This window comes from Pedobacter cryoconitis (assembly GCF_003259615.1).
In the GTDB taxonomy this organism is placed as follows: domain Bacteria; phylum Bacteroidota; class Bacteroidia; order Sphingobacteriales; family Sphingobacteriaceae; genus Pedobacter; species Pedobacter cryoconitis.
The window spans coordinates 150350-176129 of record NZ_QLLR01000003.1 but is presented as its reverse complement, the minus strand read 5'-3'; the positions used below and the strand labels follow the sequence as shown (position 1 = coordinate 176129).

Genomic DNA, 25780 nt, shown 5'->3' with positions numbered 1-25780 from the left:
ATACAATGCAAGAAGGAACAGTAAAATTTTTCAATGTAACTAAAGGTTTTGGATTTATCGTACCAGCGAATGGCGATAGCGAAATTTTTGTACATTCAACAGGCCTTATCGATGAAATCCGTGAAAACGACAAAGTAGAATACGATGTTGAAAGCGGTAAAAAAGGTTTGAATGCGATCAATGTTAAAGTAATCTAGATTATTATAACCATAATTCGTACAAGCTTCCTGATGAGATATCGGGAAGCTTTTTTTATGCCCTTTAAAATCTATACGGAATAAAAAAGGCTATTTATTCCTCCGTTGAATAAAAAAACAACAATTACATTCGTTCTCTGTACAGGGCTTTTCTATCTTTAAATTCAGAAACGGCTTAAACAGGCTTTTATAGAAGAAATGGATAGCAATTACAGCCTTTTAATTTCAAAGATCAATGAATTTAAGCAGCAGTTTTATCTCAATAAACTGCTTCATGGCCTTATTTATACGCTTTCGCTTTTATTTGCCCTTTACCTTTTCTTATTTTTGCTGGTGTATTATCTGCACCCTGCCCCGCTTGTCAAAACTATTCTCTTCTTTTCTTATCTGCTGATTTTACTGGTTTCTATAACGATTGGCATTATTAAGCCTGCTCTGGCTTATTTCAGGCTGAGTAAGACCATTAGCTTAGAAGAGTCAGCTGAGCTTATAGGAAATCATTTTGAGCATGTTCGTGATAAATTGCTGAATACTTTACAGCTTAAAGCACTGGCAGATTTATCTCCTGAGCATAATCAGTTAATTCTAGCAGGAATAGATCAGAAGATCAATGAATTAACACCTGTTCCATTTAGCAAGGCGATTAACCTGGGTGATAATAAAAAATTAATCAAGTATTTTGTAGTTCCACTGGTGCTGATTATAGCTATAGGAATCGTTGCGCCTGCTATTTTAAGAGAAGGTACGCAAAGCTTCGTCAAGTATGATCAGGAGGTGCTGCCAGTGGCTCCTTTTAATTTTGTATTGCTTAATAAAGTGCTCGTCGTAACGCAGGGGGACGATTTAAAGCTGAATCTTAAAATTGACGGAGATCAGCTTCCTCAGGAAGTTTATCTAAAAGAAGGGCTCAATACATTTAAACTGGAGAGAAATACAAGTAGCAGCTTCCATTATACTTTAAAAAACCTGCAACAAACACAGCAGATCCGCTTTAGTGCAGGTGGTTTCGATTCCAGACCGTATACCTTGACAGTCAAACCCAGACCAGCCGTTTTAACTATGGAAGCGCACCTGAGTTATCCTTCTTATTTGAAGAAAAAGAATGAAATTGTTTTAAATGCAGGAGATCTGATCTTGCCGGAAGGAACAGCTGTAACCTGGAAGGTCTCTACTGAAAACACGAAACAATTGTTGTTTGCCTTGGGTAACCAGCTGCAGGAGCTCCCTGTGGCAAATAACTCAGCATTGTTTAAAGCGGTACTGAATAAAAGCCAGGATTACCGGGTTGTTCCTAAAAATGAATTTTCGTTACAGCAGGACTCCATCAGCCATAAAATTGAGGTAATTGCCGATCTTTCTCCTGCCATAGAAGTTAAAGAAATGGCAGATTCATTGAGTCGTAAGGCTTTATATTTTACTGGAAATATTCATGATGACCATGGTTTCAGCTCCCTGAAATTTATTTACACGCTTAAGGAAAATGGTATCGCAAAAAAAACAGTACAGACTGGAATTCCTGTAAAAGCGAATCAGCTGAAAAATGCTTTTTTCTATTTCTGGAATCTTAAAAACATAGACATCAAGCCCGGCCAGGTATTGGAATATTACCTGGAGGTGGCAGATAATGATGCCGTGAATGGCCCTAAAAGAAGCCGGACAGCGGTTAAAACTTATGAGCAGCCAACTGCCAGTCAATTGGAAAAACAAACGAATACCGCGAGTACACAGCTGAAACAGAAAATGGAATCGGCAATCAAACTGGCGGGCCAGGTAGAGAAAGAGAGTAAGAAACTTGGAGAAACGTTACTGGATAAAAAAGAGCTAACTTTTGAAGATAAAAAGGATATAGGCCAGTTGCTTGAAAAACAGAAGAAACTGGAAGCTGCTGTAAAAGAGATACAAGAAGCTAAACAGAAAAACACCTTCAATTCTACAGAGAATGACGATTTAAAGAAAGAACTGGCGGAGAAACAGAAAAAAATAGACGACTTGTTTAACAATGTCCTTGATCCGAAAACAAAAGATCTGCTGGAAAAACTGCAAAATCTGGTTACACAGAACAACAAGGATCAAACGCAGCAGGAGTTAAGCAAAATGACAATGGATAATAAATCTTTAAAGAATGAGCTTGACCGGATCCTGGAATTGTATAAGCAACTGGAATTTGAGCAAAATCTGCAAAATAAGATCGACCGTTTAACGGATCTTGCCAAACAACAAAAGGATTTAGCTAAAGCTACAAAAGAGCAGAAGAATTCACTGGATGAGTTGCAAAAGAAGCAGGAAAAACAGCAACAGGAATTTAATGACCTGAAAAAAGAAATGAAAGAACTTGAAGCTAAAAACCAGTCGTTAGAAAGACCTAATCCTTTTCAGCCACAGGAAAAAACTGCGCAGCAAATTCAACAGCAACAACAGCAAAGCCTTGAAAAATTAACGAAGAACCAAAGACAAAAGGCTTCTGAACAGCAGCAAAAAGCGGGAGATCAACTGCAGGAAATGGCTGATCAGCTTAAAGAGGAACAACAGTCTGCAACTGAAGCTGAAAATAATTTACAGGTAGAGGAGTTAAGGTTATTACTTCAGCATCTGCTGAAAACTTCTTTTGACCAGGAAAAAGTGATGCTTAGTTTAAAGAAAATGGCATTTAATGATCCTGCTTATGTTGGCAATGTACAGCTACAGCGCGGGATAAAAGATAATTTAAAAACGATTGCTGATAGTTTGTCTGCTTTGAGCAAAAGAATTCCACAGATCCAGAGTGCAGTAGGTGAAGAAATGCAGCAGATTAATTTTAACCTGGACAAAAGCCTGGAGAACCTCGCGGAAAGGAGAACTTATGAAGCGGTTAAAAATCAGCAGTACACCATGACTTCAATTAATAACCTTGCATTAATGCTGAATGAAGCACTGGAACAATTAGAGAAAAATAAGCGCAATTCTAAATCTGGCGGCAAAGGCAAAGGGAAACAATCCATGCAGCAACTCCAGCAAATGCAGCAGCAGTTGAATAAGAATATGGAGCAGGCCAGACAAAAGCTTCAAAAAGAAGGTAAACAAGGAAGTGTACCAAAGGGGGAAATGAGTGAAAGTTTTGCGAAAATGGCACAACAACAACAGCTGATCCGCGAAGCTTTACAGAAACTCAATACAGAACAAAATAAGGATGGCAGTGGTGGCCTGGGTAATTTAAACCAGGTAATTAAAGACATGAAGTCTACGGAATCTGACCTGATCAATAAAAGATTGGAAGAGGCAACGATCAAACGTCAGCAAGGAGTGCTGACAAAATTACTGGATGCTGAAAAAGCGAGCAGGGAACAAAATGAAGACGAGAAACGAGAAAGCAAAGCAGGAAAAGATTTTCCTCCATCCTATCCTAAATTGTTAGAACAGTTCAAAAAGAAACAAGCTGCTGAACAGGAATTATTACAGAAATTACCACCCTCGCTCAATTACTATTACAAAAATAAAATAGCGGACTATTTTAAATTGCTAAATTTGCAGCCGTAAATCGTGAGTCATGAGCAAACCAGCAATACATTTTTTTTTAGAAGACGTTAAATACACCCTTAAAAATAAAACAGTCATCAGAAACTGGATCAATGAAACTATCATTGCAGAAGGTTTCCAATTGGAGGAGCTGACGTTCATTCTTTGTTCTGACGAATATTTACTGGCCATAAACCAACAATATCTGAATCATGACACTTATACCGACGTTATTACTTTTGATAACTCTGAAGTACCTGAAATGATCCAGGGGGATATTTTTATTAGCATTGAACGTATTCAGGAAAATGCGAAACAATTCAAGAGTACGGTACAGCATGAATTGTGCAGAGTAATTATTCATGGTACTTTACACTTGCTGGGTTATAAGGACAAAGGAAAATCAGCAAAAACCTTAATGACTCAGAAAGAAGACCAATACCTGGCTTTAATCAACGCTGCATTGACTAAAACAGCTGTTTAATTCTTATTAAGTTAAACACACAATCTATTAATGACTGTAAATCAGCAAATTAACAAATTTGTTTGAGTCCTAAAATACCGACCTCATTTAAAGCGCTATAAGCTCGTTTTAAAACTTCTTAGACTTATGGGCTCAAAACAACAGCAATTTCGTTAAATCGGCCATAAAGCACCGAAAACAGCACGTTATGGCCGCTAGTCATTTAAATTATCATGTTTTCCCAAATCTCTGCTTTTGAAGGTCTGAATTACTCCTGAAAATGCTCTGCTCACTAAATTCTATTCTTCTATTAGAGACTGCCTGCCAAACTTATTTTACGAATAATTTTACCATTCTGATTTTTCAAATCATCGTTATGACTCTTTTTGTATATATACTTATAACTCCGTAGGTTACTGAATTGTAATATAATATTTAGTTGTTTAAACACATGAATATTATACCCACAAATATTGCTTACTTTTGCGGATAATTTCTTATCTGATAATTCGTTAAAAACATACTTTGAGCACATTAATTGCAGCAGAAAATTTAGGCCATGCCTATAATGATGAATGGTTATTCAAAAATTTAACCTTAGGTATCCAGACTGGTCAGCGCGTAGCGTTGGTTGGAATCAACGGAGCCGGTAAAAGCACCCTATTAAAATTATTGGCCGAGCGGTTTACTCCGCTGGAAGGGAAAATAGTGAAAAATAAATTTGTTAAGATTGGTTTCCTGGATCAGGAGCCTTCCTTCCCGGATGGATATTCTATCAGTGATTTTATTTTTTCTACAGACAATAAGCAGCAACAGTTAATCAAAGAATATGAAGAACTGATTGAAGATCCTAATCCTGATGAGAAAAAACTTAACCGTTTATACGAAGAGTTAAGCGAGCATAATGCCTGGGAATATGAGCATGAAATCAAAACGATTTTAAGTCGTATGGGGATTAATCACTTACAGCAAAAAATTTCAACTTTATCTGGTGGTCAGAAAAAACGTTTGGCTTTAGCTAAACTTTTGATTGAAGATCCTGAGATATATGTTTTGGATGAGCCGACGAATCACCTGGATATTGATACCATTGAATGGTTAGAGAAATTACTGACTTCAGGAAATAAAACAATATTACTAGTTACGCATGACAGGTATTTCCTGGATAATGTATGTAATACAATTGTGGAACTGGATAGAGGTAAGATTTATAATTACAATGGAAACTATGCTTATTTCCTGGAAAAGAAATCGGAACGTGAAGCTTCTGATGACAGTACTTTCCAAAAGAATAAGAATCTTTTGAAGAAAGAACTGGAATGGATGCGTAGAATGCCTGCGGCAAGAACGACTAAATCTCAATCCAGAATAGATGCTTTTTATGATTTGGAAACTAAAACCAAACAACGTTCGGATACAGGAAGTGTAACCTTAAGTATGAAAATGTCCCGTCAGGGAAATAAGATTCTGGAGCTGGATAATATTGGTCAGTCTTTTGATGAAAAGAAAATAATCAATGATTTCAGTTATACTTTTAAACGTGCGGACCGTATTGGTTTAGCAGGGAAAAATGGAACTGGAAAATCCACCTTATTAAATATTATTACTGGCTTCCAAATTCCGGAAAAAGGTAAAGTAAGTACTGGAGAAACTACGGTTTATGGTTACTATAAACAAGGTGGTTTAGCCTTCAATGAAAAAGAAAGAGTTATTGATATTGTAAAGTCAGATGCTGAATATATTAAGATGGCTGATGGCTCAATGATCTCAGCTTCCCAATTGCTGACACTCTTCCTCTTCCCTCCTAAGAAACAACATGGGATGGTAGAAAAATTAAGTGGTGGGGAGAAAAAACGTTTACACCTGATGAAGGTTTTAATGCAAAATCCAAACTTCCTGATTCTGGATGAGCCGACAAATGATTTAGATATTGATACCTTAAATGTATTAGAAGAGTTTCTAGAAAACTTCCCTGGTGTATTAATTCTTGTTTCTCACGATAGGTATTTATTAGATAAAATGAGTGAGCAATTGTTCATCATGGAAGGCGATGGTATCGTTAGTATCTACAATGGTAATTATTCTGAATATAGAATTAGCCTGGATATGCCTAAAGAAAAAGTAGAAACGAAAACTACAAAGAACGAACAAAAAACTACGGCTATTCCTGCTAATAAATTAACTTATAAAGAGCAGAAAGAATTAGAAGACTCAGAAGCGAAAATAGCAGAGACTGAAAATGAAATTGATAAATTAACTAATTCACTGCTTGCAATCGACAGTGCTAACTATATGGAAATACAAGAGGTAACGAAAGCCATTGAAAAGCTGAATAGCTCTTTAGAACAGACCATGGAACGTTGGGTAGAGTTATCAGAGAAGACAAACAAAACGACTTAATTAAAGGAATAGTTTAGGTTATTATAAGGCTTTTTAAGCGTTAATAAGATTAAACAAGCCCCCGTTAAGCCAGCATAAGAATTAACGTTCCACGTGGAACGCCAGTAATCAGGAACAAGAATTACAGACCTTGTTTCACGTGGAACATAAATATAAAAATAAGATGTTTAAAGAATATGATGTGATTGTTGTAGGTGCCGGACACGCAGGTTGTGAAGCAGCAGCGGCAGCAGCAAACATGGGATCTTCCGTTTTATTAGTCACCATGAATATGGAGACAATTGCGCAGATGAGCTGCAATCCTGCAATGGGCGGTGTAGCAAAAGGTCAAATTGTAAGAGAGATTGATGCCATGGGTGGTTACTCAGGAATCATCAGTGATAAGACTACCCTGCAGTTCAGAATGCTCAATTTATCTAAGGGCCCTGCGATGTGGAGCCCCCGTGCACAAAATGACAGAAAGCGATTCGCAGAAGAATGGAGACTTGCTTTAGAGCGTACCCCAAATGTAGATTTCTGGCAGGATATGGTGAGTAGCCTGATCATAGAAAACAATAAAGTAACCGGCGTGAAAACTTCTATTGGTGTGGAGATAAAAGCCAAAAGTGTGGTATTAACAAATGGTACTTTTCTAAATGGATTGATCCATATTGGAGAGAAGAAATTTGGTGGTGGCCGTACTGGTGAAAAAGCAGCAACCGGAATTACAGAACAGTTAACTTCTATTGGATTCGAAGCTGGAAGAATGAAGACTGGTACTCCCCCACGCGTGGATGGAAGATCTCTGAATTATTCATTAATGGAAGAACAATGGGGTGACGAAAACCCAGGAAGATTTTCTTACACCAATGTAGCAAGACCAACAGAAAAAAGATGTTGCTGGATTACTTACACCAATAGTAATGTTCATGAAACCTTAAAAGAAGGTTTTGAAAAATCACCAATGTTTACTGGCCGGATCAAAGGACTTGGTCCAAGATACTGCCCGTCTATTGAAGATAAAATAAACAGGTTCGCAGAGAGAGACAGACATCAGATTTTCGTAGAACCTGAGGGATGGAATACTTGCGAAATTTATGTCAATGGTTTTTCTACTTCTTTACCTGAAGATGTTCAGTACAGAGCGCTAATTCAAATTCCAGGATTTGAAAATGCAAAAATGTTCAGACCAGGTTATGCAATTGAATATGATTACTTCCCACCTACCCAATTATCTTTAACACTGGAAACGAAGTTAATTGAGAATTTGTATTTCGCCGGACAGATCAACGGAACTACCGGATATGAAGAGGCCGCGAGTCAGGGTTTCATTGCCGGAATTAATGCACATTTAAAAATAAATGAAAAAGCTCCGTTAATTATGAAGCGTTCAGAATCTTATATTGGTGTGTTAATTGATGACCTGGTTACAAAAGGAACTGAGGAACCTTACCGTATGTTTACCTCCAGAGCTGAGCACAGATTATTACTGCGTCAGGACAATGCAGATATCAGGCTCTCCCCTATTGGCCATGCTTTAGGATTAATCAGTGACGAACGTTTGGCGGTTGTTCACCAGAAAATTTCGAACTCAGATAATATTGTTGCTTTCACCCGGAAGCAGGGCATCGAAATGATTGAAGCAAATGACATGCTGGAAACTTTAGGTTCAACACCTTTAGCACAAAATGTTAAAATAGTCAGTGTACTCGGCAGACCTCAGGTTGGGATTAATGATTTGAGAAAGGTGAGCAAAAGCCTGGATGAATACCTTACTCCTTTTGATCAGGAAACTATTGAACAAGCTGAAATCAAAGTAAAGTATGAGAGCTATTTCCTGAAGGAACAAGAGATCGTAAACAAAATGCAAAAGATGGAAGACAAGGATATTAATCCTGATTTTGATTATTCTTCTTTAGGATCGTTGTCAAAAGAGGCCAGAGAGAAATTATTGAAGATAAAACCACGTACTTTAGGACAGGCATCAAGAATTTCCGGGGTTTCTCCTTCAGACATTTCAGTTTTGATGGTGCATATTAGCAAATAAAACACAATTAATTGATAATCAATTAATTACAATCATAAATAATCCAGTCTGAAAGCAGCTTATTTTAAAGCGATATAAGAAGCTTTCAGACTTTTTACATATTAGTTATTAAAAAGGTTAAAGATTCTATTACATCGCATATAAATGGCCAAAAACAGCTTAATAAAGATTGCAAAGAGTTTATTTTATACATTTTCAGGAATTTCCCTGATTTATGGTTGCGCGAGCATTGGACCGGGCCCTCAGGGCGGCCCAAAAGATAAAACTCCGCCAAAAGTACTCTCAATGGTCCCGAAAAATTTAACCAGAAATTTTAAGGCTAAGAAAGTCATCATTCAATTCGATGAGTATTTTAAATTGACTGATCAGTACAAGCAGTTTTCCATTTCTCCGGATGTAGAAGTTATGCCTACTTTAAAAATAAAAGACAAGTCTCTGGAAATTACTTTCACAGATTCTCTGGAAAAGAACACAACCTATACACTTAATTTTGGGAAAGCTGTTGGGGATGTAAATGAAGGAAATGTAATTAAAAATCTGACTTATGTTTTTTCAACTGGTGCATCCCTGGACTCTTTAAGTATCTCGGGTAACATCAAAGAATCACAAACTGGCAAACCGCTGATCGAAGGTGTTGCCTTTGTACTCCCCCTATCCAGAGATAGTATTTTTGGAAAAAAGAAAGCCTCAATCTATACCTTAACAGACAGTAGTGGAAATTATAAAATCAGTAATTTAAGAGCCGATACTTATAAAGTTTATGCGTTGAAAGAGCAAAGCAGTGATAAGATTTATCAGCAAAGCTCTGATGAGATTGGTTTTGTTAAAGAACCTCTCGTTCTGAAAAAAGATACGCAAAACGTAAATATGATGGTCTTTAAAGAGGATGCAATCTCCTTCAGAATCAATGACAGAAGGCTTAATGCAGATGGAAGTATTTCGATGAATTTCAATCAGAAACTTAAAAAACCTGAAATTGTAGTGATTGAACCTAAGAATCTTGACGCAACCAAATTGGTTAAATTCAACAAAAATGGTGATTCTGTAAAGGTTTGGTTAGCGGATTTATCTTTTGATTCTGCAAAAGTAAGTGTTACTAATGAAGGAAAATTATTACAGACAGTTACTTTTAACAGGGGTAAAAAGGATACTTATAAAAGAACTGTTGTTGCAACTGACAATATTGAAACCAACTTAATCAATCCGAATAAGCCATTTACTTTGACTTTTGGAATGCCAATCGAGGCCATAGATCCATCAAAAATAACGCTGATGGAAGACTCTGTGGTGAAGACAAATTTCAAAATAGTTAAAGACAGTGTAAACTTCCTGGCTTATCATATGCTGTATCCCTGGCAACCAAATGATATTTATGAAATAAAGTTTGGTGACGGCGCTTTTACAGGATTGTTTGCAACAAAAAGTAAGGAGTTTTTAAAGAAGTTTCAGCTGGCCAAGAAAGATGATTATGGAACTTTGCAGGTAAAAATAGTTGTACCGGAAGCAAACAAACAGTATTTACTGGAAATTACCAATGAGGCCAAAGCTGTAGTCAATACTTTAGTGGTATCCAGAGATACCACCGTAAAATTTGCAAATTACAGAGCCGGAAAATACTTTATCAGGATCATCTACGATACCAATAAAAACGGCATCTGGGACACTGGTAATGTAAAGCTGGGCTTACAGCCGGAAACAATCTATAATGAGCCCAAAGAGCTCTCTATACGAGCTAATTGGGATAGAAATGAGACGATTACATTACCTAAAGAAAAGTAGCTTAGCTGAACCAGTCAGCATACATAATATAATTATCTGGTAGTTTATTTAATAAAGCCCGTTGCTCTTCAGTAATGGGCTTTATTTTTTTCGCAGGTGTTCCTGCATAGAGAAAACCAGTTTCACAAATTGTATTTTCCAATACTACTGACCCTGCTCCTATAATACAGTATTCTTCTACTACAGCATTGTCCATCACTATAGCACCCATCCCCACCAGTACATGGTCTTTAAGGTTACAACCATGCACAATCGCATTGTGCCCTACAGAAACCCTGTTGCCAATGGTAGTGGCTGCTTTAAGATAGGTGGCATGGATAACCGCACCGTCCTGAATATTACTGTCGTTTCCGATAGTAATTGTGTTTACATCACCTCTGATGACGGCATTGAACCAGACGGAACAGTTAGCTCCCAGGGTTACATCCCCCACAATGGTTGCATTTGGTGCAATAAAACAATGATCTCCCCATTTGGGGTGTTTATCTAAAACCGGTAAAATAACGGGCATATTCTATATATATTAAAAAATAGTATCAGTTAATTGTTCAGCATGGCCTGGGTAATCTGTTGTATAGTGCAGGCCCCTGCTTTCTTTTCTTGCCATCGCAGATTTAATAACTGTAAAAGCAACTTGTATAACGTTTCTCAATTCGCACAATTTCACGGAAACTTTATTGGCTTTGTAAAATTCTTCCGTTTCTTCGTGCAGCAAAAATAAACGTCTCATTGCTCTGTCCAGTCTAAAATCTGAGCGTACAATACCAACATAATCACTCATTAATTTTTGAGTTTCACGCAGGTTATGCGTCACCAGAATATCTTCATCAGATTGAATCACTCCATGATCATTCCACTCCGGAATATTATCAGGAATAATACTGTCCTTAAATTTTTCTATCGCATCCAGATAAATCCGGTGTGCAAAAACAGGGGCTTCCAGTAAAGAATTTGAAGCTAACCGGTTTGCACCATGTAATCCGGTTGAAGAACATTCTCCGCAAGCATACAAATTATGAATAGAAGATCTTCCGAATTCATCAACTAAAATTCCACCACACATGTAATGTGCAGCTGGAGTAACCGGAATTAAATCTTTAGTCATGTCTATACCTATAGATAAACACTTTGCATAAATATTCGGAAAGTGTGTCAAAATGTCAGTCTTTAACCGGTGCCTTATGTCCAGATAAACGAAATCTTCACCCGATTTTTTCATCTCAGAATCTATCGCCCTGGCCACAATATCACGTGGTGCCAAAGACCCTCTTTCATCATATTCGTACATAAATTCGTCTCCATTCTTACGCCTCAGAACGCCTCCAAAGCCCCTTACCGCTTCCGATATTAAGAAGGATGGATACTCTCCAGGGTTATATAAAGCAGTTGGATGAAACTGAATGAACTCCATATTCCTCAATTTTCCCTTTGCACGGTAAACCATTGCCATCCCATCACCTGTTGCAATTACTGGATTTGTGGTGCTGGAATACACATGCCCAGCTCCTCCGGAAGCCAGGACGGTTACCTTTGCTAGTATCTTTTCCACATCGTTAAGCTCTGTGTTAAAGGCATATACACCAAAACAGTTAATAACTTTGGTACTCTTGTCAACAAACTCTCCGAGGTGATGTTGGGTAATTAACTCCAAACAGAAGTAATGTGTTAATATCTCTATGTTCGGATTTTCATGAATTTGCTTCAATAAAACACTCTCAATTTCGTACCCTGTTACATCTTTATAGTGTAAAACACGGTGTTCTGAATGCCCGCCTTCCTTCGCAAGATCATAAACACCTGCGGGGTCCTTGTCAAATTTAATTCCGTAATCTATGATCTCCTGGATACGCTGAGGCCCTTCTTTCACCACGATTTCCACAATTGCCGGATCGCAAAGCCCATCGCCGGCAATTAAAGTATCATGAATATGCTTTTCAAAAGAATCATCTTTATCCACAACTACAGCTACTCCCCCCTGGGCGTATTTTGTATTGGATTCATCTTCGTTTGATTTTGTAATTATTAAAACTTTACCATGCTTAGCGGCCTTTAAAGCGAAGCTCAAGCCCGCAATCCCCGATCCTATTACTAAAAAGTCTGTATTCTTCATTGAATTGTGCTAAATCCGCCTTGTTGTTAACAACGTTAGAAATATGTTGATTACTTGTCTAAATAAATAGAGTAACTATTTAAGAATGTTTAAAGCTAAGGTAAAATGAGAATTAGACACAATATTTTAAGTTATTTTTCAGCAACTTTGCATGAGTTATTAACTTTTTACTACCAAGTAACTAATAAACATCTGAGTATGGATAAGTTTTTAATCTTAAAAATATCTAATTGTTAATCAGCGGATTTTTTGAAATAAAAAGTGATTTATTTGTTGATAAGTATAGAACAAGTTATAAAAACGAATAAAAATCTCAGAGTTACAAACATTACTAACACACTAATAAACAATAGAAATCTATTTATATTAAATAATTATTAATTATTGAAACGTTGAAAATGGATACCTTAGAAGAATTGAACAGAAGAGGATTTGTAGAAGAAAGTATCGACCCAACACTTGATCTTTTTGCGGAAATTGAAAAGTTAAAAAAAGAGAAAAATGCGATAATTCTGGCACATTACTACCAAGAGCCTGATATACAGGATGTTGCGGACTATATTGGGGACAGTTTAGGGCTTTCTCAGGAAGCGGCCAGAACTGAGGCGGATGTGATTGTTTTTGCAGGAGTGCATTTTATGGCAGAAACAGCTAAAATTCTCTCTCCGGAGAAAAAGGTTTTATTACCGGATTTAAAGGCAGGTTGCTCATTAGCTGATAGTTGTCCTCCACATTTGTTTAAAAAGTTTAAAGAAAAATACCCGGATCACCTGGTGATTACCTACGTGAATTGTACGGCAGAGCTAAAAGCGATGAGTGATATCGTCTGTACCTCAACCAATGCGGTTCAAATTGTAGAAAGCCTGCCAAAAGAGCAGAAGATTATTTTTGGACCGGATAAAAATCTGGGTGCCTGGGTGGCAAAGAAAACTGGCAGGGACCTGGTTTTGTGGAATGGTGCCTGTATGGTGCATGAAATATTTTCAAGAGAGAAAATAACCAAGCTGAAAGAGCGCCATCCGAATGCAAAATTTATTGCGCACCCGGAATGTGAGGAAGCTGTATTGCAGATGGCAGATTATATCGGATCTACGACAGGATTGTTAAATTATTCCATCAAAAGTGATGCGAAAGAGTTTATTGTAGCGACAGAAAGTGGTATAATTCACCAGATGGAAAAAGCTAATCCAACAAAAACTTTTATTCCGGCACCGCCGAATAATAATTGTGCTTGTAATGATTGCCCGTATATGAAAAGAAATACTTTGGAAAAATTGTATCTATGTTTAAAAAACGGGTCACCACAAGTTACTGTGCCTGAGCATATTATCAGAGAGGCAAGAAAACCAATTGAAAGAATGCTGGAAATATCAGCTAGTCTTGGCTTATAGGAATTGTTTGCTTTTTAACTTTCCTAACAACTGTTAATAAGTTTTAAAGCTTAAAATCAGGGGTAAAAACTGTTGGGAAATTCCAGCAGTTAATATTTATAAAAAAAATATGTTTGAGAATAAAGGACGTACAGAATTAGGTGAGTTAGGTGAATTTGGCCTGATTGAACACCTGACAAATAATTTTAAAATAAGACACGAAAGTAGTGTCAAAGGGATCGGTGATGATGCTGCGGTATTGCATTCCGGTGATAAGGAAATCTTAATTTCTACAGATTTATTGTTGGAAGGAATTCATTTTGACCTGGCTTATGTACCGCTGATGCACCTGGGATATAAAGCTGTTCAGGTAAATTTAAGCGACATCTACGCGATGAATGGAGTAGCAACGCAGATTACTGTTTCTATCGGAGTTTCGAGTAAGTTTCCGCTGGAGGCTGTAGAAGAAATTTATAAAGGAATAGAATTGGCTTGTAATAAGTTTAACATCGATTTAATTGGTGGCGATACTTCTTCCAGCAAGCAAGGGTTAGTATTGAGTGTAACGAGTATTGGTTATGCTGCCAAAGAAGATATTTGCTATAGAAACGGTGCTAATGAAAGCGATTTGATTTGTGTTTCTGGTGATTTGGGAGGCGCCTATGTAGGACTTCAGATTTTAGAAAGAGAAAAACAAATATTCCTGGAAAACCCTAATATTCAGCCTGATCTGGAAGGAAAAGATTATATTATTGAAAGACAATTGAAACCTGAAGGAAGAAGAGATATTGTAGATCTGCTGGCTCAGATGAAAATTGTACCGACTTCAATGATCGATATTTCAGATGGTCTGGCTTCTGATATTATGCACATCTGCAAGCAATCTGAGAAAGGATGTACTTTGTATGAAGATAAATTTCCAATTGATCCGATGACTTATGAAACTGCAAGAGAACTCGGACTTGATCCAACTGTTTGTGCGTTAAATGGCGGTGAAGATTATGAATTGTTATTCACGATCAAACAAGAGGATTATACAAAATTAAAGCATGATGTGGATATTACTGTTATTGGACATATCACAGATAAAGCTTCAGGCTGTAAAATGATTTCTAAATCAAGTGTGGTTCATGAATTGAAGGCACAGGGCTGGAATGCCTTTAAATTATAGGGTTTCTTCATCTATTAAAGCTGGGTCCAGGAACTTACGATCAATTTGTTTGGTAGTTTTTGCACCCAGTTTTTTTATTTTATCGGCTGTATTGGCCAGGTTTCCGCTTCCGGAAGACAATTTACCCATCGCTTTGTCGTAGGCATCCTGACTTTGTCTGATGTTTCTGCCGATACTCTCCATGTCAGTAACGAATCCAACAAATTTATCATACATACTGCCACTTAAACGTGCTATTTCAAGCACATTCCGGTTCTGTCTTTCCTGTTTCCAGATACTGGAAATGGTACGCAGGGTAGCGAGTAAAGTTGAAGGACTTACAATCACCACTTTTCTTTCCCAGGCATAGTTGAAAAGTTCTGCGTCTTTTTGAACCGCGATACCGAAAGAAGATTCTATGGGGATAAACAGCAGTACAAAATCAGGAGAATTGATCTGATAAAGTGCCTGATAATTTTTACCGGATAAATCCTGGATATGGTTTTTTAAAGAAAGTAAGTGCTGTTTAACAAATATTTCTCTGTCTTCTTCTGTTTCGGCAGTAACATATTTTTCATAGGCAATCAGCGAAACTTTAGAATCGACTACAATGTGTTTATCTTCCGGCAGATCGATAATTACATCGGGTTGAACCCTGTTGCCTGTCGCGGTACTAAAACTCGATTGTATGCGGTATTCCTGATCTTTAACGAGTCCTGAGCGTTCCAGTACACGCTCCAGGATTACTTCTCCCCAGTTACCTTGCTTTTTATTATCACCTTTCAGTGCTTTGGTCAGGTTATTTGCATCTTCCTGGATTTGTCTGCTCTGATCCATCAGTTGTGAAATGACACCTTTGAGTATATTGCGCTCATCTGACTCAGCTTTATAGACGCGGTCAACCTTTTCCTCAAATGCTTTAATATTTTCCTTCAGCGGGCTTAAAATAAGGTCCATGTTGGCTTTATTGTTAGCCGTGAATCTGGAAGTTTTTTCTTCCAGTATCTGATTCGCGATATGCTCAAATTCCATTTTGAACTTTTGCTGCAGTTCTGCTATATATTTTTCCTGTTCGTTTTGTTTGTCCACCTGAGCTTTAAGCATTTCTTCTGCTTTGACGGCGCGGCTTCTTTCATCCATGAATCCTGTGCGCAAATCAATCAGTTCGTCTTCTAAACGTTGCTTTTCTTCTTTATAATAGCCTAATATTTTTTCATGCTCTGCTTCTTTTAAACATAACAGGTCAGCCTGGTTATTGATTGCTCCCGGTTTTTTTAATAAAATAAAAAAAAGAAAGATGATCACCACGATAAGCAATACTATAATAAGAATATTCATTTGCTAATATTTTTATCAAAAATCTATATTATAAACGATTTTAACAACTATTTTAGTATTTATATGCCTGTTAATATTGGTTTTTATGAAGTTTTTAAGAGACATAAGGTTTTTATTATGAAAATATGCGCATTCTTTTGACGAATGAAAAGGGTATTTTTTTAATATTCACTTAATAAATTAATTAATAAGAGTGTTTTTTAATTACGATTACGTTTTTTAACCGAAGAATAGCTGTTTTATTGAAATTTAAGATTATGGGAACAATTTTTGATTTAAGGCATTGAATAAAATGTGATATCAAGAGATGGCGACCTATTTGTTTTTTATAATTCCGATACTGATTCTGAGCATTTTTGTGCAGTGGAAATTCAGGCATAAATTTGCCAGATATGCAGAAATGCAGTTGAATTCTGGATTTTCAGGCCATGAGATTGCAGAAAAAATGCTGCATGATAATGGAATATATGATGTAAGGGTAATGAATGCAGACGGACAGTTAACAGATCATTATAATCCAGCGGATAAAACGGTTAATTTAAGTACGGACGTTTATTATGGGAGAAGTGTAGCGGCCGCAGCTGTAGCTGCTCATGAGTGCGGACACGCTGTTCAACATGCCAAATCTTATTATTGGCTGCAATTCAGAACCAATATGGTCCCTGTAGTCAGTATATCTTCTAATCTTTTACAGTGGGTTTTAATTATAGGAATTTTGCTGATTGGGTTTACAGGCAATCCTTTTGTACTGGGGATGGGGGTAGCTGGCCTGGTACTGATTACCATATTCAGCTTCATTACCTTGCCTGTTGAATTTGATGCCAGTAAAAGGGCTTTAATATGGCTTAAAAATAACCAGGTAGTGATGCACAGTTATGAAGAAAACGCACAAGCTAAAGATGCTTTATGGTGGGCAGCAATGACCTATGTAGTAGCTGCCCTTGGTGCATTGTCCAATTTATTATACTATGCTTCTATGTTATTTGGAAGAAACAAAAATTAATTCAGACGGTAAGGTACAATCAACTGGAATTCAGGAATATCAACTGTAAAATCACTTTCATCTGCTGTACGGTGCATCAGGTAATTTCCTGACATCGAACCCATATCGGTCGTTAAATTACATCCGGAAACGTAAGAATAACTTTCTCCCGGTTCTATAACTGGCTGAATGCCAACAACCCCTTCTCCTTCTACTTCTCTTTGTGTACCATTGGAATCAAAGATAAACCATTGACGGCGCATCAATTGTATCGAATAATCTGACAGATTCTCTACAGAAATCTGGTAAGCAAACATAAAATGTTCTTTCTCAGGATTGGAATATTCTTCCTGATACACCGTATCTACCGAAATCTTAACGCCTTGTGTAATCGCTGTGACCATTATAATCTAAATTCTAATCTAATTTATTAAGTGTTTTTCAAAAATCAAGCCATTTCTCCTTCCAGGAGCAGGTGGTGATATTTATCTGCCACTTCGTCTAAAATAGCATGAATTATTTCAATATTGTCTTCTTTGACCAATAACATTCTATAGTTCTTAAAGTCAGGTAATCCTTTGAAATAATTAGCATAATGCCTTCTCATTTCGAAAATACCTACTTTTGGACCTTTCCAGGCAATAGATTTATCTAAGTGAGTTCTGCAAACTGAAACTCTTTCAGCAACGGTAGGGCCAGCAAGTTTTTCCCCGGTTTTGAAAAAATGGGCAATTTCTCTGAAGATCCACGGGTAACCAATTGCAGCTCTGCCAATCATGATTCCATCTACTTCAAATTCTCTGCGCCAATCCAGTGCTTTTTGAGGACTGTCTATATCTCCATTACCGAAAATCGGAATTTTGATCCTTGGATTTCTTTTGATATCCCTGATCATCCGCCAGTCAGCTTCGCCTTTATACATCTGCGATCTTGTTCTTCCGTGAATGGTCAGTGCCTGAATTCCGATGTCCTGTAATCTCTCGGCTACTTCATCAACGTTTTTAGTGTTGTCATCCCAGCCCAGCCGCGTTTTAACGGTAACAGGTAAATTTGTGGCTCTGACTACGGCATCAGTCATTTTTACCATTTTATCTATATCCTGCAAAAGAGCTGATCCTGCCCCTTTACAAGCCACCTGTTTAACAGGACAGCCATAATTGATGTCAATCAGATCTGGTTTAGCCAGGGTAGCAATTTCAGTGGCCTCGTGCATGGTCGATATTTCACTTCCGAAAATCTGAATGCCTATAGGTCTTTCGTACTCAAAAATATCAAGTTTCTGCCTGCTTTTAGCTGCATCACGTATCAATCCTTCAGAAGAAATGAACTCTGTATACATCATATCCACCCCGCTTTGTTTACATACAAAACGGAAAGGCGGATCGCTCACATCTTCCATCGGTGCCAGCAATAATGGGAACTCTCCCAAGTCAATATTTCCTATCTTTACGGACATTTTTCTATCTTCAATCCAAAATTAAAAGACAAAGGTACAAACTATTCCCAATAATGAATTTCATTTACAACAAAGCGGAAGAAAAGGATGCTTATATACAGCTACTTATGATTCTGTGTTATACGATATTAGGTTTAGTGATAGGCTCTGTACTGAGTTTAGCTGTAGTGGTTGGTGTTTACGGGACCCAGGGGCTGAGTAATGCTGCTGTTTTAATGAGCGGAGACGCTTCATCTATGGCTGTTCTTAAGGTTTCACAGGTTTTAACAACGGGCTGTATGTTCATTTTACCGCCTTTAATGCTTGCCTGGACGGAAAAAACTAAAATCAATAATTTTTATGGTTTTAAAAGACCAACGGCTTCTCTTGTATTTTTAGTGTTTATGATTATGCTTTGTTCCATGCCATTAATGGAATGGATTGGCCTGGCTAACCAAAAAATGGTGCTGCCCGATTTTCTTAAGCCGCTTGAAAACTGGATGCGGAGTAAGGAAGATGAAGCGATGAAAATGACAATTTTATTATTAAAAACGAAGAACGGATTTGATTTTCTGATCAATATTGTGGTCATTGCATTGTTACCGGCCATCGGAGAAGAACTGATGTTCAGGGGGGGGATTCAAAGGTCATTTACCAAAATGTTTAAGAATCCGCATGTAGCTATCTGGATTTCCGCGTTTATTTTCAGTGCGATACACCTTCAGTTTTTTGGATTTTTTCCGAGATTATTTTTAGGTGCGGCATTTGGCTACATCTACTGGTGGACGGGTAGTTTATGGTATGCTATGCTGGCGCACTTTTTAAACAATGCGTATGCGGTTAGTGTAGCCTGGTATTTGCAAAAGCATAACATTCCTTTAACTGAAGCAGATAATTCTTCAAATTTTCCATGGTATGGATACGTTATTAGTTTAATTTTGAGCATATTTTTATTTAAGTATTTAAAAAACAAAACCACATCGGGCAATGGAAAACAATTGGGTTAAGGTTTATACCACAGAAAATCCTGTAACAGCAGAGATCATCAAACAAGGATTAATAGAAAATGATATTGCTGCGGTAATTATGAATAAAAAAGATTCTTCTTACCAGACTTTCGGCGTGATTGAAGTATTGGTGAATCAAAAAGATTTTGATGCTGCGGATACTTATATAAAATCGACGGAAACGGAATGAAAACCAGAGCAATAACGGCCTTCTTTTTTACGATTGTAATGTTGGGCTCTATTTTTCTCGGGGCCTTGACTTTTACTTTCTTTTACCTGTTTTTAAGTGTTTTTTCTTTAGCAGAATTTTATAAACTGATCAAAACATCTGGCATCAGACCGCATCGGAACATTGGTCTGGTTGTGAGTGCATTTATCTTTTTAATCACTGCTGGGTATCATTTATATCAGTTTGATACTAAATATTTATTGTTGCTGATCCCGCTGGTTTCGGCGGTTTTCCTGGGTGAGCTTTACAAAAAGGATAAGATCCCCTTTGGCAATATTGCCTATACTTTTGTGGGTTTTGTCTATGTAACTGTTCCTTTCTGTTTTTTCTATTCTTTAGCATTTATACAGGATTTTAAAACACATAATTATCATTTGCCACTGGCTTTTTTACTCTTGTTATGGGCTAGTGATACGGGAGCTTATTTGTTCGGCAGAAAATTGGGAAGCCACAAGCTGTTTGAACGCCATTCTCCGAAAAAAACATGGGAAGGCTTCTTTGGCGGGATGCTGACCAGCGTTCTGGTTTCTTTCGTCATTTCTTTATTTTTTACGGAAATACCCTTTCTGGTCTGGGCTGGAATGGCTGTTTTAATTGTAAGTTTTGGTACGCTGGGCGACCTGGTGGAGTCCATGCTTAAAAGAAGTCTGAATGCAAAGGATTCTGGTACACTTTTACCGGGACATGGAGGTTTGCTGGACAGATTTGATGGTTTATTAATTGCAGCACCAGTTGTTTTTGCCTATTTGTACCTTGTTTTAAATTAATACCTGATGAATAAATTTGTTTATTTTATTTGGCTGCTCCTCCTGGTTTCTGCTGGCTGTAATCAACAATCCGGATCGGAAAAAAATGGTTCGGCTGTTACAATGAAGAAAGGATTACAAGAGCAAAATGAAGATTCAATTGCTGCTAAACGCATTTTGATGATTGCTGAATTGCAAAGAATGCAGCAGGCTTTCATTGCCAAAGATGTCAATCAGATTGAAAAGTATTTTGATTTTCCGCTGGCGGATAGTTCTATGTCTATGTTTGATGTCAATGAAGAATTTGATCAGGTCAGAAAAACAAATGGAGGAATGATCAGCAGAGAACTTTTTATCAAAAATTTCAACGATATATACGATTACTTTCAAATGGGAGGCTTTAATGACCTTTTTAAGGCTGTTAATGTAGCTGAGCTGAAGACTAATCCAAAACTTGAAAGTGAATCGCATGTGGAAGACGAGGGCTGTTATTCTTTTTATATAATCCAGATTGACGGAGACACTGTGAGCTTGCAATACGGAACGAATTCAGATCCTAAATATAGAGAAGCGCATCCGGATCAGGAAGAGGTTTGCGGCGAATCTGCGCAGCAATGGACTTTCAAACTGGAAGGAAACCGTTTGCGTTTTATCAAAGAAGTGACCGCCGGATAAATTTATCCAGCGGACTTTCATTTTTAATTTATCTTGTTCTCAGTGGTTTTAACAGATATTCTAATCCGTTTAACCTGATTTCATACATGGTTCCGATCAGTTCTCCGAGTTTACCGGGAGGAAGACCCTGGTTATTAAACCAGATCAGGTACGACTCTGGTAAGTCGCAGATTATTTTGTCTTTGTATTTACCAAAGGGCATTTTAAAAGTAACCAGATCGTTTAATAGTTGTGGGTTCATCCTGATTTATTTATTCTGCAACCATTTGCAGCATTTGAATCGCTTCATCTACCGTTTTCAGATCTTCAAAAGCAATTCTTAAGGTATTTTTAACTTCTTTCAGGTTACACATCCGGGGATGCTGCTGCGCGAAGGTTAATATTTTATGGAACATCGGAGAATCGAAGAAACTGGATTGCTTATCAGCAATAAAATAGCCTCTTAATACACCTTTTTTAAAACTTAATTTTTCAAAGCCAAGTTTTTTAGCTGTCCATTGCAAACGCAGTACATTCAGCATGGTCTTTACTGGCCTGGGAACACTACCAAAGCGGTCTTTTAAGGACGTTTCAAAGGCTGCCAGCTGTAATTCGTCATCCAGCTTGGAAAGTTCGGTATAGAGGTTATATCGCTCTGTAATGTTGGTTACATAATCATCCGGGATATAGAGTTCCAGGTCTGTATCGATTTGAGTAAAGGTAACAAAAGGACGTTCTTTATCGTCTTTGAACAATTCTTTGAATTCATCAGCTTTAAGTTCCTGTATGGCTTCATCCAATATCTTATGGTACATTTCAAAGCCTATTTCTGCAATAAATCCGCTTTGTTCAGCGCCCAGCAGGTTTCCACTGCCGCGAATATCCAGGTCACGCATGGCAATATTGAAGCCACTGCCCAGGTCAGAAAATTCTTCGATAGCACTCAGACGTTTCCTGGCTTCAGAAGTCAGTGTAGATAAAGGAGGGCTTAACAGGTAACAAAATGCCTTTTTATTAGATCTTCCTACCCTTCCACGCATCTGGTGCAAATCACTCAGACCAAACATATGGGCGTGGTTAATAATGATCGTATTTGCATTTGGAATATCCAGCCCTGCTTCGATAATGGTGGTGGCAACCAGTACATCCTTTTCACCATTAATGAAATCAAGCATGACATCTTCGAGTGCGTCTCCGTCTAATTGTCCGTGAGCGATACCTATACGGGCTTTTGGAACAAGTGTTTGTATCAATCCGCCAAGTTGTGGCAGGTCATTTACCCGGTTATGGATAAAAAATACCTGGCCGCCACGGTCCAGTTCAAATTGTACTGCTTCCTGGATCAGTTTGTCATTGAATACGTGAAGTTCGGTATTAACGGGCTGCCGGTTTGGTGGCGGAGTACTCATAATTGACAAATCCCTTGCTCCCATCAGCGAGAAATGCAGGGTTCTTGGTATTGGCGTAGCGGTCAGGGTCAGGGTATCTACATTCACACGCAGTGCACGTAGCTTCTCTTTGGCGGTAACTCCGAATTTCTGTTCTTCATCGATAATCATAATACCGAGTGACTTGAATTTCACGTCTTTACTCAGCAAACGATGGGTTCCGATAATGATGTCAACTTTACCCTCTTCTACTTGCGCCAGTGTTTCTTTAATTTGTTTATTAGTCTTGAAACGGTTAATATAATCTACTTTGCAAGGAAACTCTTTTAGTCTTCCGGAGAATGTTTTGAAGTGTTGTAAAGCAAGGATGGTGGTTGGAACCAGAACCGCAGCCTGTTTACCGTTTGCTACGGCTTTAAATGCTGCTCTGATAGCTATTTCTGTCTTTCCAAAACCAACATCACCACATACGAGCCTGTCCATTGGATGCGGGGCTTCCATATCCTTTTTGACATCGTTGGTAGCTTTCATCTGATCGGGCGTATCTTCATAAATGAAGGAGGCTTCCAACTCAGTTTCCAGATAACCATCGGGATCAAATGCGGTCCCTACCTGTGATTTTCTCAGGGCATAAAGCTTAATCAGGTCCCGGGCAATGTCTTTAACTTTTTTTTTTGTGGTCTTTTTTAGTTTATCCCAGGCTTCTGTACCCAGTTTATTCATTTTTGGTGGTGTACCGTCTTTTCCACTGTATTTTGCGATACGGTTTAAAGAGTTGATATTGACGTAAAGCAAGTCATTATCAGCGTAAACCAGCCGGATCATTTCTTGTGTTTTGCCATTGACTTCTACCTTTTCCAGACCGGCATATTTACCGATACCGTGGTCTATATGGGTAACGAAGTCTCCAGGTTTCAGATCTCTCAGGTCTTTCATAGTGATAGCCTGGCTGCGCTGATAACCTCTTTTTAATTTATACTTATAAAACCGGTCAAAGATCTGATGATCGGTATAAAAGGCAATGGATTGCTGCGGATCGATGAAGCCTTCTCTTAACTGAATGTTGACAGGAACGAATTTCGCAGTTTTATCAATATCGTCCAATATGGCATATAACCTCTCGGTTTGTTTAGGAGAAGAGCTGGAAATAAAGTTATGAATCCCGTTTTTCTCGTTTTCTTTTAAGTTATGTATCAGCAGGTTGAAGTCTTTGTTAAAAGAGGGCTGTGGTTTGGTGTCAAACAGGAAAACGTGATCGGTTTTATAGAAGAATTGCTTGCCAAATTCTATGACAGAGAAATCATGCAGGATGTCTCCGATCATTCTTTCATCCGAGAAAGCAAATTTAGGGTCAATCCAGTCGAGGTTTTCCTGCTTTTCTTTCGCAGGAAGTGCTTTCCATAATTCTACAGCCTTTTTATAACCTGTTTTAATAACATCGAGCGTGAATTCCACATCTTTAAACCAGAGCTGTGTATCATTTTCTACGTAATCCAGCAGGTTAATATTGCTTTCTGTCAGGTATTTGGATTGTACGTTAGGAATGATAGTAAAGGTCTTAACATCTTCTACGGAGAGCTGGCTTTCGATTTCAAAAGTCCGGATGCTTTCTACCTCATCGCCAAAAAATTCTATCCGGTAAGGAAGGTCATGGGAGAAGGAGAAAATATCCACGATACCGCCGCGTATAGAGAACTGACCGGGTTCATAAACGAAATCGGTGCGGTTAAAGTCATAATCAACCAGAAATTCATTGATAAAATCAATGCCCAGTTTCACACCTAAACTTATTTCAAGGGTGTTTTTTTCCAGAATGTCTCTGTTAATTACCTTCTCGGCAAGCGCTTCGGGATAGGTAACTACGATCTTTCCAAAGGAAGAGTTGTGATTCAGCTCGTTTAGTACTTCTGCCCTGGCGAGCACATTAGCAGTATCTACCTGGGTGAAGTCAAAGGCTTTACGGAAAGAGGAAGGAAAAATCAACACTTCTTTTTCAAGTATGCTTTCCAGATCTGCCATAAAATAAGCAGCTTCTTCTCTGTCAGGAAGGATAAATAATTGTGGCTTATGCAGCAGAAAATAGGTGGTAACGGCAACTGTAGCATCGGCAGATCCTACTAAACCTTTTAATTGAAGTTTATTACCTTTACCCGAATTGAGGGTCTTTGCAAGCGCTTCGATGCGCTCATCAGTTTTATATCTATTGATCAGGTCACGGATGTTCACCTCACAAAGATAATATTTATGATTTGCTAATATGTAACAATGCGGCCATTTATGACTCTAAAATTCAAAACCGTAATGCTTAACTCGTTAGGCCGTTTACCACTGGAATTGGTTTTCTGGGTAACTGGTATAGTGTTGCTGGCCATTGCAGAGCCGCAGGGACATAATCAGGTACATCATTTTACCTTTTGTCCTTTAGCAAACCTGGGTCTGGACTGGTGTCCGGGCTGCGGAATGGGAAGATCGATTACGCAATTGTTCCATGGTAATCTGGAGGAGAGTTTTCATCAGCACTGGCTGGGGATACCTGCAGTAGTTATCATCGGTTTGAGGATTATTACACTTGGACAGTACGAGTGGAAAAAAATAAGAATAGAATAAATTAAAATATAAGGAGAGAGATTATGTACAATTCACCATTTATGATGCTTCCGGGCATCACGCCTCAGGAGTTTTCTTACCTGCAATCTATGACTGCAGGTTTTAATGAGCAGCAGCTGAATGGATTTCTGATGATCTACAATAGCAAAAGAAGAAATCCGGATGATATGGTACTTTATTGTGTTCTGGGCTTTTTTGTACCTGGGTTATCCAGGTTCCTGGTGAATCAGATCGGCATGGGGATACTTTACTTTTTCACGTATGGTTTATGTATGATCGGAACAATTATAGATTTGGTCAATTATAAAAACCTGGCTTTTGAATACAATCAAAAGGTAGCTTTTGAAAGTTTGCAAATGGCAAAAATGGGTGCAATTACACAATAATTAAATGTTATCGTATCTTTA

At 37.9% G+C, this 25780-nt stretch carries 22 protein-coding genes; 15 read left to right on the top strand and 7 right to left on the bottom strand.

The window, feature by feature from the left end; translation table 11 throughout:
- Nucleotides 1-5 precede the first annotated feature (5 nt).
- The 6 genes from LY11_RS05820 (at nucleotide 6) to LY11_RS05790 (ending at nucleotide 10357) form a co-directional block, all read left to right on the top strand.
- Entirely contained in the window at nucleotides 6-197 is a 192-nt protein-coding gene (locus tag LY11_RS05820) for a cold-shock protein (RefSeq protein WP_037441187.1), read from the top strand.
- Nucleotides 198-395: 198 nt separating this feature from the next.
- Nucleotides 396-3710 carry a hypothetical protein gene (locus LY11_RS05815; RefSeq protein ID WP_111632791.1) on the top strand — a complete coding sequence of 1105 codons (3315 nt, stop codon included), beginning with the start codon at nucleotides 396-398 and terminating at the stop codon, nucleotides 3708-3710.
- A 10-nt stretch (nucleotides 3711-3720) separates the two neighbouring features.
- A complete protein-coding gene (gene ybeY, locus LY11_RS05810; protein ID WP_111632790.1) occupies nucleotides 3721-4173 on the top strand; it encodes an rRNA maturation RNase YbeY in 453 nt (150 codons plus the stop codon).
- Nucleotides 4174-4677: 504 nt separating this feature from the next.
- Nucleotides 4678-6552 (top strand): ABC-F family ATP-binding cassette domain-containing protein, encoded by a 1875-nt coding sequence (locus LY11_RS05800; protein WP_111632788.1) that lies wholly within the window; start codon nucleotides 4678-4680, stop codon nucleotides 6550-6552.
- A 163-nt stretch (nucleotides 6553-6715) separates the two neighbouring features.
- Complete coding sequence (mnmG, locus tag LY11_RS05795; RefSeq protein ID WP_111632787.1) at nucleotides 6716-8578, top strand: tRNA uridine-5-carboxymethylaminomethyl(34) synthesis enzyme MnmG; 1863 nt, start codon at nucleotides 6716-6718, stop codon at nucleotides 8576-8578.
- Nucleotides 8579-8722: 144 nt separating this feature from the next.
- On the top strand, nucleotides 8723-10357 hold the full coding sequence (locus tag LY11_RS05790) for an Ig-like domain-containing protein (RefSeq protein WP_111632786.1): 1635 nt from the start codon (nucleotides 8723-8725) through the stop codon (nucleotides 10355-10357).
- 1 nt (nucleotide 10358) lies between these two features.
- Here the strand turns inward: LY11_RS05790 and LY11_RS05785 are convergent, their stop codons facing one another.
- Together LY11_RS05785 and nadB are read right to left on the bottom strand one after the other, a co-directional pair.
- Nucleotides 10359-10868 carry a gamma carbonic anhydrase family protein gene (locus LY11_RS05785; RefSeq protein WP_111632785.1) on the bottom strand — a complete coding sequence of 170 codons (510 nt, stop codon included), beginning with the start codon at nucleotides 10866-10868 and terminating at the stop codon, nucleotides 10359-10361.
- 12 nt (nucleotides 10869-10880) lie between these two features.
- A complete protein-coding gene (gene nadB / locus LY11_RS05780; protein ID WP_111632784.1) occupies nucleotides 10881-12467 on the bottom strand; it encodes an L-aspartate oxidase in 1587 nt (528 codons plus the stop codon).
- Between the two features lie 398 nt (nucleotides 12468-12865).
- Here nadB and nadA point away from each other — a divergent pair, with 398 nt between their 5' ends.
- Complete coding sequence (gene nadA, locus LY11_RS05775) at nucleotides 12866-13858, top strand: quinolinate synthase NadA (protein WP_111632783.1); 993 nt, start codon at nucleotides 12866-12868, stop codon at nucleotides 13856-13858.
- Nucleotides 13859-13967: 109 nt separating this feature from the next.
- Entirely contained in the window at nucleotides 13968-15008 is a 1041-nt protein-coding gene (gene thiL / locus LY11_RS05770; protein WP_111632782.1) for a thiamine-phosphate kinase, read from the top strand.
- Here thiL and LY11_RS05765 read toward each other — a convergent pair.
- Nucleotides 15003-16325: a DNA recombination protein RmuC gene (locus LY11_RS05765; protein WP_111632781.1), complete on the bottom strand. Its 1323-nt coding sequence runs from the start codon at nucleotides 16323-16325 to the stop codon at nucleotides 15003-15005. The two genes, thiL and LY11_RS05765, sit on opposite strands and share 6 nt — an antisense overlap.
- 307 nt (nucleotides 16326-16632) lie before the next feature.
- Between LY11_RS05765 and LY11_RS05760 the strand changes: the two genes are divergently transcribed.
- The gene (locus tag LY11_RS05760; RefSeq protein WP_111632780.1) at nucleotides 16633-17328 is read left to right on the top strand and encodes a zinc metallopeptidase; all 696 of its coding nucleotides are present in this window, start codon (nucleotides 16633-16635) and stop codon (nucleotides 17326-17328) included.
- Here LY11_RS05760 and apaG read toward each other — a convergent pair.
- Both apaG and dusB read right to left on the bottom strand, forming a co-directional pair.
- On the bottom strand, nucleotides 17325-17711 hold the full coding sequence (gene apaG / locus LY11_RS05755; RefSeq protein ID WP_068404707.1) for a Co2+/Mg2+ efflux protein ApaG: 387 nt from the start codon (nucleotides 17709-17711) through the stop codon (nucleotides 17325-17327). The two genes, LY11_RS05760 and apaG, sit on opposite strands and share 4 nt — an antisense overlap.
- 44 nt (nucleotides 17712-17755) lie before the next feature.
- Nucleotides 17756-18763 (bottom strand): tRNA dihydrouridine synthase DusB, encoded by a 1008-nt coding sequence (gene dusB / locus LY11_RS05750; protein ID WP_111632779.1) that lies wholly within the window; start codon nucleotides 18761-18763, stop codon nucleotides 17756-17758.
- 53 nt (nucleotides 18764-18816) lie between these two features.
- Here dusB and LY11_RS05745 point away from each other — a divergent pair, with 53 nt between their 5' ends.
- Genes LY11_RS05745 through LY11_RS05730 form a run of 4 tightly spaced genes read left to right on the top strand, consistent with a single transcriptional unit; the run spans nucleotide 18817 to nucleotide 21399 of the window.
- Nucleotides 18817-19749 carry a CPBP family intramembrane glutamic endopeptidase gene (locus LY11_RS05745; protein ID WP_111632778.1) on the top strand — a complete coding sequence of 311 codons (933 nt, stop codon included), beginning with the start codon at nucleotides 18817-18819 and terminating at the stop codon, nucleotides 19747-19749.
- Nucleotides 19730-19939: a putative signal transducing protein gene (locus LY11_RS05740; protein WP_068404701.1), complete on the top strand. Its 210-nt coding sequence runs from the start codon at nucleotides 19730-19732 to the stop codon at nucleotides 19937-19939. The genes LY11_RS05745 and LY11_RS05740 overlap by 20 nt, the downstream gene beginning before the upstream one ends.
- On the top strand, nucleotides 19936-20745 hold the full coding sequence (locus LY11_RS05735) for a phosphatidate cytidylyltransferase (RefSeq protein ID WP_111632777.1): 810 nt from the start codon (nucleotides 19936-19938) through the stop codon (nucleotides 20743-20745). The genes LY11_RS05740 and LY11_RS05735 overlap by 4 nt, the downstream gene beginning before the upstream one ends.
- A gap of 6 nt (nucleotides 20746-20751) precedes the next feature.
- Nucleotides 20752-21399: a hypothetical protein gene (locus tag LY11_RS05730; RefSeq protein ID WP_111632776.1), complete on the top strand. Its 648-nt coding sequence runs from the start codon at nucleotides 20752-20754 to the stop codon at nucleotides 21397-21399.
- A gap of 28 nt (nucleotides 21400-21427) precedes the next feature.
- On the opposite strand, the gene LY11_RS05725 is transcribed toward LY11_RS05730, so the two are convergent.
- Both LY11_RS05725 and mfd read right to left on the bottom strand, forming a co-directional pair.
- Nucleotides 21428-21640 carry a DUF3820 family protein gene (locus LY11_RS05725; RefSeq protein WP_111632775.1) on the bottom strand — a complete coding sequence of 71 codons (213 nt, stop codon included), beginning with the start codon at nucleotides 21638-21640 and terminating at the stop codon, nucleotides 21428-21430.
- A 10-nt stretch (nucleotides 21641-21650) separates the two neighbouring features.
- A complete protein-coding gene (mfd, locus tag LY11_RS05720; protein ID WP_111632774.1) occupies nucleotides 21651-24992 on the bottom strand; it encodes a transcription-repair coupling factor in 3342 nt (1113 codons plus the stop codon).
- A 75-nt stretch (nucleotides 24993-25067) separates the two neighbouring features.
- On the opposite strand from mfd, the gene LY11_RS05715 reads away from it, so the two are divergent.
- A complete protein-coding gene (locus LY11_RS05715; protein WP_111632912.1) occupies nucleotides 25068-25373 on the top strand; it encodes a DUF2752 domain-containing protein in 306 nt (101 codons plus the stop codon).
- A gap of 23 nt (nucleotides 25374-25396) precedes the next feature.
- Nucleotides 25397-25759 carry a TM2 domain-containing protein gene (locus LY11_RS05710; RefSeq protein ID WP_068404691.1) on the top strand — a complete coding sequence of 121 codons (363 nt, stop codon included), beginning with the start codon at nucleotides 25397-25399 and terminating at the stop codon, nucleotides 25757-25759.
- Nucleotides 25760-25780: the final 21 nt, after the last annotated feature.